Origin of the sequence: Pantoea sp. EEL5 (genome assembly GCF_049892805.1) — a bacterium.
Classification (GTDB): domain Bacteria; phylum Pseudomonadota; class Gammaproteobacteria; order Enterobacterales; family Enterobacteriaceae; genus Pantoea; species Pantoea ananatis.
In genome coordinates, this window is sequence record NZ_JBNDNJ010000001.1 from 339,879 (window position 1) to 354,753 (window position 14,875).

A 14,875-nucleotide genomic window follows, 5' to 3' on the forward strand; every position below is an offset into this window, starting at 1 on the left:
GTTCCTCCTGAACTTAACCCACAACCAGGTTAAGCAGTTTGCCCGGTACATAAATGACTTTACGAATGCTAACACCATCAAGGTATTTCGCCACTAATGGTTCCTCAGCCGCACGAGCCTGAACCTGTTCCTGGGTAGCATCGGCTGCCACGGTAATTTTACCACGGACTTTACCGTTAACCTGCACGACAACCAATAAGGCGTCCTCAACCATCGCGGCGTCATCGGCAACCGGCCATTCTGCATTGTCGATGGTGCCTTGGCCGCCCAGCGTTTGCCACAGTACGAAGCAGGCATGAGGCGTGAACGGATACAGTAAACGCGTCACGGCGAGTAACGCTTCCTGCATCAGTGCACGATCCTGTTCGCTGTCCTGGGGTGCACGCGTCAGCTTGTTCATCAGTTCCATCACGGCGGCAATCGCGGTGTTAAAGGTCTGACGGCGGCCGATATCGTCGGACACTTTGGCAATAGTTTTATGCAGATCGCGACGTAAGCCTTTCTGATCATCGTTCAGGCTGGCAACGTCCAGAGCGACAGTCGCGCCTTTCTGTGAATGGTCATAGGCCAGTTTCCAGACGCGCTTCAGGAAACGGTTCGCGCCTTCAACACCGGATTCCTGCCACTCCAGCGTCATGTCGGCCGGTGAGGCAAACATCATAAACAGACGTACGGTATCGGCACCGTAGCGCTCAACCATCAACTGTGGGTCAATGCCGTTGTTTTTCGACTTCGACATTTTGCTCATGCCTGCGTAGATCACCTCACGGCCCTGGGTGTCCACGGCTTTGGTAATGCGGCCTTTCTCATCACGCTCGACGGTGACATCCACCGGGGAAACCCAGTTACGTTCGCCGTTGACGCCCAGATAGTAGAATGCATCCGCCAATACCATGCCCTGACACAGCAGACGTTTGGCAGGCTCATTCGAGTTTACCAGGCCGGCATCGCGCAGCAGCTTATGGAAGAAACGGAAATACATCAGGTGCATGATGGCGTGTTCGATACCGCCCACATACTGATCCACTGGCAGCCAGTAGTTCGCTGCAGCCGGGTCCAGCATGCCATCTTTATAGTCCGCACAGGTGTAGCGTGCGTAATACCATGAAGACTCCATGAAGGTGTCAAAGGTATCGGTTTCGCGCAGGGCCGGCTGACCGTTCACGGTGGTCTTTGCCCACTCGGGATCGGCCTTAATCGGGCTGGTGATGCCGTCCATGACCACATCTTCAGGCAGGATAACCGGAAGCTGATCTTCTGGCGTGGGCATCACGGTGCCATCTTCCAGCGTCACCATCGGAATGGGCGCGCCCCAGTAGCGCTGACGGGAAACACCCCAGTCGCGAAGGCGATAATTGACTTTACGTACGCCAACACCTTTCGCCGCCAGCGCATCCGCAATGGCGTTGAAACCGGCACTGTGATCCAGACCGCTGCACTCTGCGGAGTTAAACAGCGTACCTTTATCGGTCATCGCGCCAGTGCTTACGTCCGGCTCGCTGCCGTCCAGGTTCAGGATCACCGGCTTGATCGGCAGATCGTATTTCGTGGCAAACTCCCAGTCACGCTGGTCATGTGCCGGAACCGCCATCACGGCACCCGTGCCGTACTCCATCAGCACAAAGTTCGCGACCCAGACAGGAACAGCCTCACCTGTTAACGGGTGCACCGCAGACAGGCCAGTGGCCATGCCTTTCTTTTCCATGGTGGCCATATCGGCTTCGGCCACTTTGGTATTGCGGCATTCGGCAATAAAGTCAGCGAGGGCAGGATTGCTGGCAGCCGCCTGCAGCGCCAGCGGATGACCGGCGGCCACGGCGACATAGGTCGCGCCGTAGAAGGTATCTGGACGCGTGGTATAAACCGTGACTTTCTCAGGGCTGTCCGCCACGTCAAAGGTGATTTCCACCCCTTCAGAGCGGCCGATCCAGTTACGCTGCATGGTTTTGACCTGCTCAGGCCACTCTTCCAGCGTATCCAGATCGTTTAACAGCTCTTCGGCGTAATCGGTGATTTTGATAAACCACTGTGGGATCTCTTTACGCTCAACTTTGGTGTCACAGCGCCAGCAGCAGCCGTCAATAACCTGCTCATTGGCCAGTACCGTCTGGTCGTTCGGGCACCAGTTCACCGCCGAGGTTTTTTTGTAAACCAGGCCTTTCTCATAGAGTTTGGTAAAGAACCACTGTTCCCAGCGGTAATACTCTGGCTGACAGGTCGCCAGTTCGCGGCTCCAGTCATAGCCAAAGCCCAGCAGTTTAAGCTGGTTTTTCATATACGCGATGTTGTCATAAGTCCAGGGGGCGGGCGCGGTGTTGTTTTTTACCGCCGCGCCTTCCGCAGGCAGACCGAACGCATCCCAACCGATAGGCTGCAGCACATTTTTGCCGAGCATGCGCTGATAACGCGCGATGACGTCGCCGATGGTGTAGTTACGAACGTGACCCATATGAAGGCGGCCAGAAGGATAGGGCAACATGGACAGGCAATAATATTTCTCTTTGCCTTCCTGCTCAGTCACTTTAAACGTTTCGTTTTCATCCCACTGCTGCTGAACGCGGGATTCAATCTCTTCCGGGCGGTATTGCTCTTGCATGGCTGCCTGTGGTCCTTAATAGATGACACTTTGCTGACTTTACGATCCGCATAGCATACCCATAAGGCCGCGCATCAACAACACTTCCCACTTTTGCAGAGGCGATTTATCGTCAAAGCGTCAGTGCTTTCACTCTTTTACCATTCCTTACCCAGGGAACCGGGCAAATGTGACAAAGTAGCTAAACTTAGTACAGGTACCGAGCGCAAAAAGGAGAATAAAATGAATAAAGTGGCACAGGAGTATCATGAGTCGTTGGCGGTATTAACCGAACGTCTTCGCCACGGCGATCGCGATCTGGATACGCTGGTAGAAGATAGACGCCGTCATTTACGTGCGCACTCCGATCTGACACCGGACGAAATCGATCGGGCGCTGGCGTCGGTGCGCCGCGATTTGGCGGAGTTTGGTCGTAACTATGCCGAAGCAGAAGAACCGGTGGCGGACTCGGTCTTTATGCGCGTGATCCGGGAAAGCATCTGGAAAGAGCTGGCGGACATCACCGATAAAAGTCAGCTGGAATGGCGGGAAGTCTTTCAGGATTTGCAACACCACGGCGTTTACCAAAGTGGTGAGGTGGTGGGCCTGGGCAACCTGGTCTGCGAAAAATGCCATTTTACCCGGGCGATTTATACGCCAGAAACCCTGTCGCGCTGCCCGGAATGTCACCACGATCAGTTTTATCGTCAGCCTTTTGAGCCGTAAAAGAAGCAGGCGGGCAGGGTGCCCGCCTGTTTTTTAGTGCAGAATTTTTGCCAGGAAATCCTTCGCCCGTTCTGACTGCGGATTATTAAAGAAGTCGTCTTTATTCGTGTCTTCGATAATTTTGCCTTCATCCATAAAGATGACCCGGTTGGCTACCTTACGGGCAAAGCCCATTTCGTGCGTAACAACCATCATGGTCATGCCTTCCTGCGCCAGTTCCACCATCACGTCCAGCACTTCGTTGATCATTTCAGGATCGAGCGCCGATGTGGGTTCATCGAACAACATGGCAATGGGATCCATGCACAGCGCACGCGCGATGGCGACACGCTGCTGCTGACCGCCAGAGAGCTGACCGGGAAACTTTTCCGCATGGGCAGACAGACCGACGCGAGTCAGAAGCTTGAGGCCTTTATCACGGGCGGCGGTTTTATCACGCTTCAGCACTTTGACCTGCGCCAGTACCAGATTGTCGATAATGCTCAGGTGAGGAAACAGTTCGAAATGCTGAAACACCATGCCGACTTTGCTGCGCAGCGTGGCCAGATTGGTTTTTTTATTGTTTACCTCTGTGCCGTTTACCGTAATGCTGCCCTGCTGGATCGGCTCCAGGCCATTGACGGTTTTAATCAGGGTTGATTTGCCGGAACCTGACGGTCCACATACCACCACCACTTCACCGGTCTGAACCTCGGTAGAGCAGTCGGTCAGCACCTGAAATTGACCATACCACTTGGAAACGTTTTTCAGGTTAATCATTTAAACCGTCCTTTTTCTTTTTAGATAGCTGACCAACAGCGACGCGCTCAGGCTGATCACAAAGTAGACCAGACCAGCAAACAAAATCATTTCTACCTGGGTGCCGTCACGCTCGCCAATAGTGGAAGCGGTACGGAAGAAGTCAGCCAGACTCAATACATAAACCAGCGAGGTATCCTGAAACAGGACGATGCCCTGCGTCAGTAACAGCGGCACCATGGCGCGAAACGCCTGAGGAAGAATAACCAGCCTCATCGACTGCCACTGCGTCATTCCCAGCGCCAGCGCAGCGCTGGACTGCCCACGCGCGATACTGATAATCCCGGCACGAATGATTTCAGAATAGTAGGCGGCTTCAAACAGGGAAAAGGCCACCATTGCTGAGATCAGGCGGATGTCGGTCTTGGGCGAAATCCCCAGCACCTGCTGTAAAAAGCTGGGAACGACCAGATAAAACCACAGCAGCACCATCACCAGCGGCACTGAGCGGAACAGGTTGACATACAGTTTGGCAAACCAACTGACAGGTTTAAAAGTGGACAGGCGCATCACCGCCAGCAGGGTGCCCCACAGGATGCCAAACACAACGGCCGTCAGGGTGATCTTAAAGGTGATCATCAGGCCACTGAACAGATAAGGCAGGCTGGGAGGAATCGAACTCCAGTCAAATGCGTACATTATTTGCCTCCCACGTTGCCAGGCAGGCGCACTTTGCGTTCGACCAGGCCCATCAGTACCATAATCACCAGGTTAATTCCCACGTAAGCCAGGGTAATCGCCGTAAAGGATTCGTAGGCGTGCGAGGAATAGTCCAGCAGTTTGCCGGCCTGAGCCGCCATATCAACCAGGCCGATCGTCGAGGCAATAGCCGAGTTTTTCACCAGATTAAGCATTTCTGACGTCATTGGCGGCACGATTACCCGGTAAGCATTGGGCAACAGCACATAGCGATAGGTTTGGGGCAGCGTCAGCCCCATGGCCAGCCCGGCATTCTTTTGTCCACGCGGTAAAGACTGAATGGCTGCACGCACCTGCTCGCACACACGGGCAGCGGTGAACAGTCCCAGACAGACAACAGAGGAGATAAAGAATTGCAGATTGGGATCCAGCTCCGACTTAAACCACATCCCCAGATCCTGTCCTACCAACTCTGGCGCAACCAGATACCAGAAGAAGAACTGAACAATCAGGGGGATATTACGAAACAGTTCGACATAGCAGGTTCCTATCGTTGATAACAGACGATTAGGCACAGTACGCAGAATGCCGAAAAATGAACCCACACAGAAAGCAATAATCCAGGCACAACAGGAGACGGCAATCGTCACCTGAAAACCGGACCACAGCCAGCCGAGATAGGTGGTATTACCGAACGGGGCCTGTTCGAGAAATATGCCCCAGTTCCAATCGATACCCATAACGAGCTCCGGTAAAAAAGGGTAGCAGAGCTACCCTGAAGATTGATGAGCGGCTAATTTCGCCTGATTCGGGGGAACGACCCGTTCAGGCTGTCTGTCCACGCCGCGGTTTCAGCAATCGAGAGGGCGACGAGGCCGCCCTTGTTATCGTTGTTAATTCAGTGCCTTGTCATTCGGCGTTTTGAACAGTGTTTTCATGTCGTCAGACAGTTCAAAGTTCATGTTCAGGTTTTTTGGCGGAATAGGCTGTTTAAACCAGGTGTCGAACCATTTCTCTGCCTGACCGGAGGTCTGGGCTTTGGCAATGGTGTCATCGACCAGGGCTTTGAACTGCGGATCGTCTTTACGCAGCATACAGCCATAGGCTTCTTTAGACTGTGGCGTACCGATGATGACCCAGTCATCCGGCTTTTTCGCTTTGGCGCGTTCGCCTGCCAGCAGGGCATCATCCATCATAAAGGCCACGGCGCGACCGGTTTCCAGCGTGCGGAATGAATCACCATGGTCTTTGGCGCTGATGATGCGCATATCCATCTTTTTCTCGTCGTTCAGTTTGTGCAGCAGCACTTCTGACGTGGTACCCGAGGTCACTACAACGGTTTTGCCTTTCAAATCGTCAAAATCTTTGATCGGGCTGCCTTTCTTAACCAGCAAACGGGTGCCGATAACAAAAATGGTATCGGAGAACGCCGCCTGTTTCTGGCGCTCAAGGTTGTTAGTGGTAGAGCCACATTCGTAATCGTATGTGCCGTTTTGCAGCAGGGGAATACGGTTTTGTGAGGTGATCGGGATCATTTTGATTTGCAGATCGGGCTTATTTAACTTGGCTTTAATGGCTTCTGCGATAGCGTTTGAATACGCCTGAGAATAGCCAACGACTTTTTGCTGGTTGTCGTAATAAGAAAAGGGAACTGATGATTCACGATGCCCGATGACAATGACGCCATTGTCATTGATTTTCTTCAGGGTACCGCTCAGATCTTCCGCCTGGGCCGCTCCCGCCGCTGCGCTTAACAGCAGAAGAGATAATGCCACTTTGCGTAATTGCATGTTCCAACTCCTTCATGTGGAAAGTGCACAGGATCTACCCTGTACTGATTGTGTGATGTTGTGTGTATTTTGCGCTGCTTTTTTTGTTATCCCTTCGCGCGACTGCGCTAAGAATATTCACTAACATAGCGGATTGTTAACTCAATGAAACAAAAAAGTTTCTTTTTTGCGATGTCATTCGCACCAAAAAAAGGCAAATAATCGCCATTGCACGTAAAAGGTGCGCATCTGGACTCTTTTTAGTGCGTCTCGTCCGTTAACTGGCCCGAATGTCGATGAATACAGAAACATTTTGCAATCATCGTGCCAAAACATAATGACAATTGGGTGAAATGGCCGTTTTACTGCAGAGGCAGAGGCAGAGGCAGAGGCAGAGGCAGAGGCAGAGGCAGAGGCAGAGGCAGAGGCAGAGGCAGAGGCAGAGGCAGAGGCAGAGGCAGAGGCAGAGGCAGAGGCAGACAGAAGAAGAGGCGGCGAAACAGCGCTTCGCCGCAGAGGATTAGCGGTTACGCCTGATAAAGGCAATGACGCCGCTCAGCAGCGCGGCCAACCACACCGGCCAGATGCCGGCTTTAGAATAGGGCGTTTCACCGCGGGTGGGCGTCACGTTATCCACTAAAACATCCCGGGTGAACTGGGGCAGCACTTTCTCCACATCGCCATCGGCATTCACCACGGCCGTTACGCCGTTGTTAGTGCCGCGCAGAAGTGGCCTGCCCAGCTCCAGCGCTCGCATACGCGCCATCTGGAAATGCTGCCAGGGGCCAATCGAGTGACCAAACCAGGCATCGTTAGAAACGGTTAACAGGAAATTGGTATCCGGACGGAAGTTGGCGCGCACCTGTTCACCCAACACGATCTCATAGCAAATGGCCGTGGTCAGATGATAATTCGCCACATTAAGCTGAGGTTGCAGATAAGCGCCGCGGCTAAAGGCGGACATCGGCAAATCAAAGAAAGGGGCCAGCGGACGCAGCAGATCGGCCATGGGCACGAATTCCCCAAACGGTACCAGGTGGTTTTTTTGGTAGCGGTTAGTGCTGTAGTAGTTATAGGGTTTCGGGCCGCCCAGCACGATGACCGTGTTGTAGTCGTGGTAACGATTCTGTTCCAGCCGTGAATCGACGATGCCGGTTACCAGCGAGCTGCCGCGCGCGCGCAGTTCATTATCCAGCGAACGCAGAAAAGGCTGCTGGTTGCTTTCCAGATCGGTAATGGCCGACTCAGGCCAGATAATAATGGGGGCTTTGCCCATCAGCGGCTGACTCAAATCGCTGTAGATGCGCAGGGTATTTAGCAGTTGCTGCGGATCCCACTTCACTGACTGGGGAATATCACCCTGTACCAGTGCCACGTTTACCGCCTGCTTCGGCAGCGCCTGATACCAGTGCAGATAGCGTAACGGCCAGCATACCGCCAGTAATGCTAACGCGCCCAGCAGGCTTTTAAGATGGCGTTGCTGCAGAGCATAAACCAGTAAGCCCGCAACGATCATCAGCAGGAAGGTGATGGTTTCCACACCGGCGAGGGGCGCAATCCCTTTTAACGGGCCGTTAATCTGGCTATAGCCAAACTGCAGCCACGGAAAGCCGGTTAATATCCAGCCGCGTAAAAATTCGGTGATCTGCCACAGCGCCGGCGCGGCCAGGGCCAGTCGCCACAGGGTAGTTCGCGGCCAAATGCGGTTGAGCAGTCCGGCAAACAGCGCCGGATAAACGGCCAGATAAGCCGCGAGCAAAACGACCAGGAATACGTTAACCGGGCCTGGCATTCCGCCAAAGGTAGCGATACTGACATAGACCCAGTTAATCCCGCTGCCAAAAAGGCCAAACCCCCAGATGAAACCTATGGCGCTGGCCTGCGGGCTGGTGCGGTTTAACGTAAGGATTTGCAACCCACACAGCGAGACGAGGGCAGCAGGCCAAAAATCATAGGGGGAAAACGCCAGCGTGCCGCAGGCACCGCTGAGTAAAGCCAGCAGCAGACGGACCCGCTGCTGCTGGTAAAGTGAGGCTAATGCCATAGATTTATTCGTCATCCAGTTGAGGTTGCGCCGAATTTTCCGGAATTTTTACGTGAACCTGGATGATACGACGGCTGTCAGCCATGGCAACTTTGAACTGGTAACCATCGATGTCGATGCTTTCACCGCGCGCCGGCAGGTGACCAAAGCCCTGCATCACCAGTCCACCGATGGTATCCACTTCATCGTCGCTGAACTGGGTGCCAAATACCTCGTTGAAATCTTCAATCGGGGTAAGTGCGCGAACGGTATAAGTCTGACGGTTGAGCTGGCGGATATCACGATCTTCTTCATCGTCATATTCGTCTTCGATTTCGCCCACGATCAGTTCCAGAATATCTTCAATCGTGACCAGCCCGGACACACCACCAAACTCATCGATCACAATCGCCATATGATAGCGCTGGGAGCGAAACTCTTTCAGCATGCGGTCAACGCGCTTGCTCTCAGGGACCACGACCGCCGGACGCAGGACTTTTTCCACGCTGAAAGGCTCAGATTCGCTGCTCATAAACGGCAGCAGATCTTTCGCCATCAGGATCCCTTCAACGTGGTCTTTGTCTTCGCTGATGACCGGAAAGCGGGAGTGCGCGGAATCGATAATCACGCTGAGGCACTCTTCCAGGTTCTGATTACGTTTCAGCGTAATCATCTGGGAGCGGGGGATCATGATGTCACGCACGCGCTGTTCTGCAATATCCAGCACGCCCTCGAGCATGTCCCGGGTATCCTGATCAATCAGATCTTTTTGATTGGAGTCACGGATCAGGCCCAGTAGCTCGTCACGGTTTTTAGGTTCACCGTGGAACAGTTGGTTGATGAGAAGGGAAAAAAATCCCTTTTTACTACTGGGTGCATCGCTGTTTTGAGAATGGTCGTCGCTCATGGCGGTTTTTAAAGATCTCTCTGGTAAGGAAATTACGCTGCCGGCCTGTTCACCAGCAGCAGGGTGGCCTGAATCAGATACTCAGGTGTTTTCTTTCTCCGAAATGTACGGATCAGGATAACCAAGAGCAAGCATTATCTCTGTCTCAATACCTTCCATCTCTTCGGCTTCGCTGTCTTCAATGTGATCATAACCCAACAGATGCAGCGTGCCATGGATCACCATGTGCGCCCAGTGGGCTTCTGGGGTTTTTCCCTGCTCCTGCGCTTCCTGCTCAACGACCTGACGACAAATGATCAGATCGCCTAACAGCGGTAATTCAATGCCGGGCGGGGCTTCAAAGGGAAATGACAGCACATTGGTCGGTTTATCTTTGCCCCGATAGGTCAGATTAAGTTCATGACTTTCGGCTTCATCCACCAGACGAATGGTCACTTCACTTTCTGGCTGGAAGGGCGTTACCGCCGCTTCCAGCCAGCGTTGAAACTGGCTTTCAGTCGGTAAATTATCGGTCTGCTCGCAGGCCAGCTGCAGATCGAGGATCACGTCGCTCATGAATTCTCCTGGGCGCTGTGCTGGGCCGCAAGGGCATCACGTTTACGCTCTTCCGCTTGCTGATCGCGGCGTTTTTGATCGGCTTCTTCCCAGGCTTCATAAGCGGTCACAATGCGTGCCACTACGGGATGACGCACAACGTCTTCGCTGTGGAAGAAGTTGAAGCTGATCTCTTCCACTTCAGACAGCACCTCAATGGCATGACGTAAACCGGATTTCGTGTGGCGCGGCAGGTCAATCTGCGTCACGTCACCGGTGATGACCGCTTTAGAGTTAAAGCCAATACGGGTCAGAAACATCTTCATCTGCTCGATAGTGGTGTTCTGACTTTCATCAAGAATAATGAAGGCGTCATTGAGCGTACGGCCGCGCATGTAGGCCAGCGGGGCCACTTCAATGACGTTGCGCTCCATGAGTTTCTCGACCTTCTCGAATCCCAACATCTCAAACAGGGCGTCATAAAGAGGGCGCAGATACGGGTCCACTTTCTGACTCAGGTCGCCCGGCAGAAAGCCCAGTTTTTCCCCTGCTTCGACCGCGGGACGCGTCAGCAGGATACGTCGAATCTCCTGACGCTCCAGCGCATCGACCGCGGCGGCCACGGCCAGATAGGTTTTACCCGTACCGGCCGGACCCACGCCAAAGGTGATGTCATGGTCGAGAACATTTGCAATGTACTGTGCCTGATTCGGCGTACGTGGCTTAATGACGCCACGTTTGGTCTTAATGTTGACCGCCTTACCATAGTCCGGCACGCTTTCCGCCGTTTGTTCCAGCACCCGGCTCTCTTTAATCGCCAGGTGAATCTGTTCAGGCTCAATATCCGGGATCTCCCCGCGCACTGGCGCAGTATCGACATAGAGCGTTTTCAGGATATCAACCGCGGCATTCACACACAGCACCCGACCAACCAGTTTAAACTGGTTGTCACGGCGATTAATCTCAATGCCGAGACGACGTTCCAGCTGTTTCACATTATCGTCGAACGGACCACACAGGCTCATCAGACGGCGGTTATCAGCCGGTTCAAGGGCGATTTCACGGGTTTCAATATTCAAACGAATCCTTTGGGTCACTCAGGGCCAGTTGAAAGGGTTTGCTGCTGCATCAAACGCGTTAAACGGATGCATCGTAACGAAATTATTTATGCGGTAGCGCCGGGGCGCAAGCTTGTGAAGTGATATTTGGGCGGCACTGGCATAAACCAAGTGCAAAACAGCAGAATGTGCGGCGGCGAATGCTGGGCCGCCGCACAAAACGAAGCATCAGGGCTGGAATACGCCAACGCCGATGTCGTTTTCCTTGCGGGTACGGGCGATAACGGACGCCGGGCTTTCCGCCACACGCAGGCCCAGTTCCTCTTCTGTACGCACCAGCTTGCCGCGCAGTGAGTTGGTATAAACGTCCACGATTTCCACGTCGGCAAATTTACCAATCATCTCCACGGGCCCTTCAAAGTTGACCACACGGTTGTTTTCGGTGCGGCCAGTCAGCTCCATCACGTTTTTACGTGAGATGCCCTCGACCAGAATGCGCTGCACGCTGCCCATCATACGACGGCTGATGGCCATCGCCTGCTGATTGATACGTTCCTGCAGAATATAGAGACGCTGTTTCTTCTCGTCTTCGCTGACGTCGTCAGGCAGGTCTGCCGCCGGTGTACCGGGACGCGCGGAGTAGATAAAGCTGTAGCTCATATCAAAGTTGATATCGCCAATCAGCTTCATGGTCTGTTCAAAGTCCTGCTGGGTTTCCCCCGGGAAGCCAATGATAAAGTCAGAGCTGATTTCAATATCCGGACGCGCCGCCCGCAGTTTGCGAATGATGGCCTTGTATTCCAGCGCGGTATGCGCACGCTTCATCAGCGTCAGAATACGGTCGGCACCGCTCTGTACGGGCAGATGCAGGAAGCTCACCAACTCTGGCGTATCGCGATAGACCTCAATGATGTCATCAGTGAATTCAATCGGGTGGCTGGTGGTGAAACGAATGCGGTCAATGCCGTCGATGGCCGCGACCAGACGCAACAGCTCAGCAAAGGTGCAAACGTCACCATCGAAGGTCGCGCCGCGATAGGCGTTGACGTTCTGACCGAGCAGGTTGACCTCGCGAACCCCCTGTGCAGCCAGTTGGGCGATCTCCAGCAGAATATCATCTGAGGGACGGCTGACTTCCTCGCCGCGGGTATAAGGCACCACGCAGAACGTACAGTATTTGTTGCAGCCTTCCATGATGGAGACAAACGCGGTTGGCCCTTCGGCACGCGGTTCAGGCAGACGGTCAAACTTTTCGATTTCCGGGAAGCTGATATCCACAACCGGACTTTTGCTGCCGCGCACGGTGTTAATCATTTCGGGCAGACGGTGCAGGGTTTGCGGACCAAAGACGATGTCCACGCACGGCGCACGCTGGCGAATATGATCGCCTTCCTGTGACGCAACGCAGCCGCCGACACCGATAATCAAATCCGGGTTGCGCTCTTTCAGTTTTTTCCAGCGCCCCAACTGGTGGAAGACCTTCTCCTGCGCTTTCTCGCGGATAGAGCAGGTGTTGAGCAGCAGAATATCCGCCTCTTCGGCTTCCTCTGTCAGGGTATAGCCGTGCGTGCTGTTCAGTAGGTCAGACATCTTAGATGAATCGTACTCATTCATCTGACATCCCCAGGTTTTGATATGCAGTTTTTTTGTCATCGAGCTAGCCATTAAATCAGTGCAGTGAAGTGCTGGGGGCGTATTGTAATGCTTTGCTGCGGATGTGACCAGCCTGAGGGCTTTTCTGATCGTGTCTGATTTTTCCGGTACACTTTGCCGTAAGACAACCGCGCTGAAAAGTGACGGCAGATAAGAGGGAAAAAAGTTATGCAGGATAACCGGTTTGATGTGGTGATAGTGGGCGGTGGCATGGTCGGCGCTGCGCTGGCATGTGGTCTGACGCAGCACCAGTTTCGTGTGGCGGTTGTAGAGCGGGCAACGCCACCTCCTTTTGATCCACACAGCCTGCCCGATGTGCGTATTTCCGCGGTCGGATCCTCTTCCGTGGCACTCCTGAAACAGCTCAACGTCTGGCAACGTGTTGAGGCAATGCGCTGTGCGCCTTATCGCAAACTTGAAACCTGGGAGTGGCAAACGGCGCAGGTCAATTTCGACGCCGAATCGCTGGGGCTGCCTGAACTCGGTTACATGGTTGAAAATAATGTGTTGCAACGCGCCCTTTGGGAAGAGATGGAACAGCGCGGCATCACCCTGCTGTGCCCGGCGACGATGGACGATCTCCAGCCCTGCAATGGCGGCTGGACGCTGTCATTGAGCAATGGGGCTGCGGTCAGCACGGCATTAGTCGTGGGGGCCGATGGTGCCAACTCGCAGGTGCGGCAAATGGCCGGTATCGGCATTCGTGGCTGGCGCTACGCGCAGTCCTGTCTGCTGGTCAGCGTCACCTGTGAACATCCCGCTGGCGATGCCACCTGGCAGCATTTTACGCCGCAGGGGCCACGTGCGTTTCTGCCGCTGTTTGGCAACCATGCTTCTCTGGTGTGGTACGACTCCGCTGCACGCATTCGTCAGCTACAGACTATGCCGATGGCGCAGCTGGAAAAAGAAATTGCCCGGCATTTCCCGGCACGGCTGGGACGCTTTCACGCCCATGCAGCCGGGGGCTTCCCGCTGGTGCGTCGTCACGCCTCGCGCTATGTTATGCCAGGGCTGGCGCTGGTGGGGGATGCCGCGCACACCATTAATCCTCTGGCGGGGCAGGGCGTCAATCTGGGCTATCGGGATATCGATGCATTAATGGACGTATTGATTGAGGCGCGCGATAAAGCAGAGGACTGGTCATCCGAACGCATACTGCTGCGTTATCAACGCCAGCGGCGCAACGATAACCTACTGATGCAGAGTGGCATGGACCTGTTCTATTTTACCTTCAGTAACCAGGTTGGGCCGCTAAAGCTGGTGCGCAATCTGGGGCTCATTGCCGCTGAGCATTCAGGCGTGCTAAAGCGTCAGGTTTTGCGATACGCACTGGGATTGTAAGCATCGGCTGCGCGTTGCCTTGAGGTGATGCGTGGCCTGTTTGACCGAAAGACAAAAACAACAAAGCCCGCAGAAGCGGGCTTTGTTGCTTAATTTGGCTGGGGTGCAGGGATTCGAACCCCGGAATGCTGGTATCAGAAACCAGTGCCTTACCGCTTGGCGACACCCCAATGGTGTCAAATCAAATTGTCTAAAAATGGCTGGGGTGCAGGGATTCGAACCCCGGAATGCTGGTATCAGAAACCAGTGCCTTACCGCTTGGCGACACCCCAAGAAAATGGTGGCTACGACGGGAATCGAACCTGTGACCCCAGCATTATGAGTGCTGTGCTCTAACCAGCTGAGCTACGTAGCCAAATTGTACTGCCTTTCGATGATGGCTGGGATACCTGGATTCGAACCAGGGAATGCCGGTATCAAAAACCGGTGCCTTACCGCTTGGCGATATCCCATTCGTCCACTCGCAGCCGCGAGATACATCGAAATTGGCTGGGGTACCTGGATTCGAACCAGGGAATGCCGGTATCAAAAACCGGTGCCTTACCGCTTGGCGATACCCCATCCATGCTGCCGAATCATGAAATGGTGCGGGAGGCGAGACTTGAACTCGCACACCTTGCGGCGCCAGAACCTAAATCTGGTGCGTCTACCAATTTCGCCACTCCCGCAGAAAAAAGATGGTGGCTACGACGGGAATCGAACCTGTGACCCCAGCATTATGAGTGCTGTGCTCTAACCAGCTGAGCTACGTAGCCATCTTTTTTTCGCGCAACCTTCATCGGCGTTGCGGGGCGCATTATGCGGAGTTGACTACACAGCGTCAACAAGTTTTTTGCCGTTTTTTGCCTTCAA

12 protein-coding genes and 7 tRNA genes are annotated in these 14,875 nt (G+C 54.0%); 2 read left to right on the top strand and 17 right to left on the bottom strand.

Annotation, left to right across the window (positions count from 1 at the left end):
- Nucleotides 1-13: 13 nt before the first annotated feature.
- On the bottom strand, nt 14-2,596 hold the full coding sequence (leuS, locus tag ACPXSQ_RS01590) for a leucine--tRNA ligase (RefSeq protein WP_042677651.1): 2,583 nt from the start codon (nt 2,594-2,596) through the stop codon (nt 14-16).
- A gap of 222 nt (nt 2,597-2,818) precedes the next feature.
- Between leuS and ACPXSQ_RS01595 the strand changes: the two genes are divergently transcribed.
- Nucleotides 2,819-3,301 carry a zinc ribbon-containing protein gene (locus ACPXSQ_RS01595; protein WP_019106259.1) on the top strand — a complete coding sequence of 161 codons (483 nt, stop codon included), beginning with the start codon at nt 2,819-2,821 and terminating at the stop codon, nt 3,299-3,301.
- 33 nt (nt 3,302-3,334) lie between these two features.
- Here the strand turns inward: ACPXSQ_RS01595 and ACPXSQ_RS01600 are convergent, their stop codons facing one another.
- The 9 genes from ACPXSQ_RS01600 to miaB form a co-directional block, all read right to left on the bottom strand.
- Entirely contained in the window at nt 3,335-4,060 is a 726-nt protein-coding gene (locus ACPXSQ_RS01600) for an amino acid ABC transporter ATP-binding protein (protein WP_014593170.1), read from the bottom strand.
- A complete protein-coding gene (gltK, locus tag ACPXSQ_RS01605) occupies nt 4,061-4,738 on the bottom strand; it encodes a glutamate/aspartate ABC transporter permease GltK (RefSeq protein ID WP_013025022.1) in 678 nt (225 codons plus the stop codon).
- A complete protein-coding gene (locus tag ACPXSQ_RS01610; protein WP_013025023.1) occupies nt 4,738-5,478 on the bottom strand; it encodes an amino acid ABC transporter permease in 741 nt (246 codons plus the stop codon). The genes gltK and ACPXSQ_RS01610 overlap by 1 nt, the downstream gene beginning before the upstream one ends.
- Before the next feature lie 153 nt (nt 5,479-5,631).
- Nucleotides 5,632-6,528, bottom strand: coding sequence for an amino acid ABC transporter substrate-binding protein (locus ACPXSQ_RS01615; protein WP_013025024.1), 897 nt, complete (start codon nt 6,526-6,528; stop codon nt 5,632-5,634).
- Between the two features lie 499 nt (nt 6,529-7,027).
- Entirely contained in the window at nt 7,028-8,551 is a 1,524-nt protein-coding gene (lnt, locus tag ACPXSQ_RS01620; RefSeq protein WP_042677654.1) for an apolipoprotein N-acyltransferase, read from the bottom strand.
- A gap of 4 nt (nt 8,552-8,555) precedes the next feature.
- Entirely contained in the window at nt 8,556-9,437 is an 882-nt protein-coding gene (gene corC / locus ACPXSQ_RS01625) for a CNNM family magnesium/cobalt transport protein CorC (protein WP_014593173.1), read from the bottom strand.
- Between the two features lie 81 nt (nt 9,438-9,518).
- Complete coding sequence (gene ybeY, locus ACPXSQ_RS01630; RefSeq protein ID WP_013025028.1) at nt 9,519-9,992, bottom strand: rRNA maturation RNase YbeY; 474 nt, start codon at nt 9,990-9,992, stop codon at nt 9,519-9,521.
- Nucleotides 9,989-11,050 carry a PhoH family protein gene (locus ACPXSQ_RS01635; protein ID WP_014606308.1) on the bottom strand — a complete coding sequence of 354 codons (1,062 nt, stop codon included), beginning with the start codon at nt 11,048-11,050 and terminating at the stop codon, nt 9,989-9,991. Before ACPXSQ_RS01635 ends, ybeY begins: the two co-directional genes overlap by 4 nt.
- A gap of 207 nt (nt 11,051-11,257) precedes the next feature.
- On the bottom strand, nt 11,258-12,682 hold the full coding sequence (miaB, locus tag ACPXSQ_RS01640) for a tRNA (N6-isopentenyl adenosine(37)-C2)-methylthiotransferase MiaB (protein WP_014606307.1): 1,425 nt from the start codon (nt 12,680-12,682) through the stop codon (nt 11,258-11,260).
- Between the two features lie 168 nt (nt 12,683-12,850).
- On the opposite strand from miaB, the gene ubiF reads away from it, so the two are divergent.
- Complete coding sequence (gene ubiF, locus ACPXSQ_RS01645; RefSeq protein ID WP_014593176.1) at nt 12,851-14,023, top strand: 3-demethoxyubiquinol 3-hydroxylase; 1,173 nt, start codon at nt 12,851-12,853, stop codon at nt 14,021-14,023.
- A gap of 95 nt (nt 14,024-14,118) precedes the next feature.
- Here the strand turns inward: ubiF and ACPXSQ_RS01650 are convergent.
- The 7 genes from ACPXSQ_RS01650 to ACPXSQ_RS01680 form a co-directional block, all read right to left on the bottom strand.
- A tRNA-Gln gene (locus tag ACPXSQ_RS01650) sits at nt 14,119-14,193 on the bottom strand.
- Nucleotides 14,194-14,220: 27 nt separating this feature from the next.
- Nucleotides 14,221-14,295 (bottom strand) — tRNA-Gln (locus ACPXSQ_RS01655).
- A 6-nt stretch (nt 14,296-14,301) separates the two neighbouring features.
- Nucleotides 14,302-14,378 (bottom strand) — tRNA-Met (locus tag ACPXSQ_RS01660).
- A gap of 22 nt (nt 14,379-14,400) precedes the next feature.
- Nucleotides 14,401-14,475 (bottom strand) — tRNA-Gln (locus tag ACPXSQ_RS01665).
- Nucleotides 14,476-14,509: 34 nt separating this feature from the next.
- Nucleotides 14,510-14,584 (bottom strand) — tRNA-Gln (locus ACPXSQ_RS01670).
- A 22-nt stretch (nt 14,585-14,606) separates the two neighbouring features.
- Nucleotides 14,607-14,691 (bottom strand) — tRNA-Leu (locus ACPXSQ_RS01675).
- A 10-nt stretch (nt 14,692-14,701) separates the two neighbouring features.
- Nucleotides 14,702-14,778: transfer RNA gene (locus tag ACPXSQ_RS01680), tRNA-Met, on the bottom strand.
- Between the last annotated feature and the right edge of the window lie 97 nt (nt 14,779-14,875).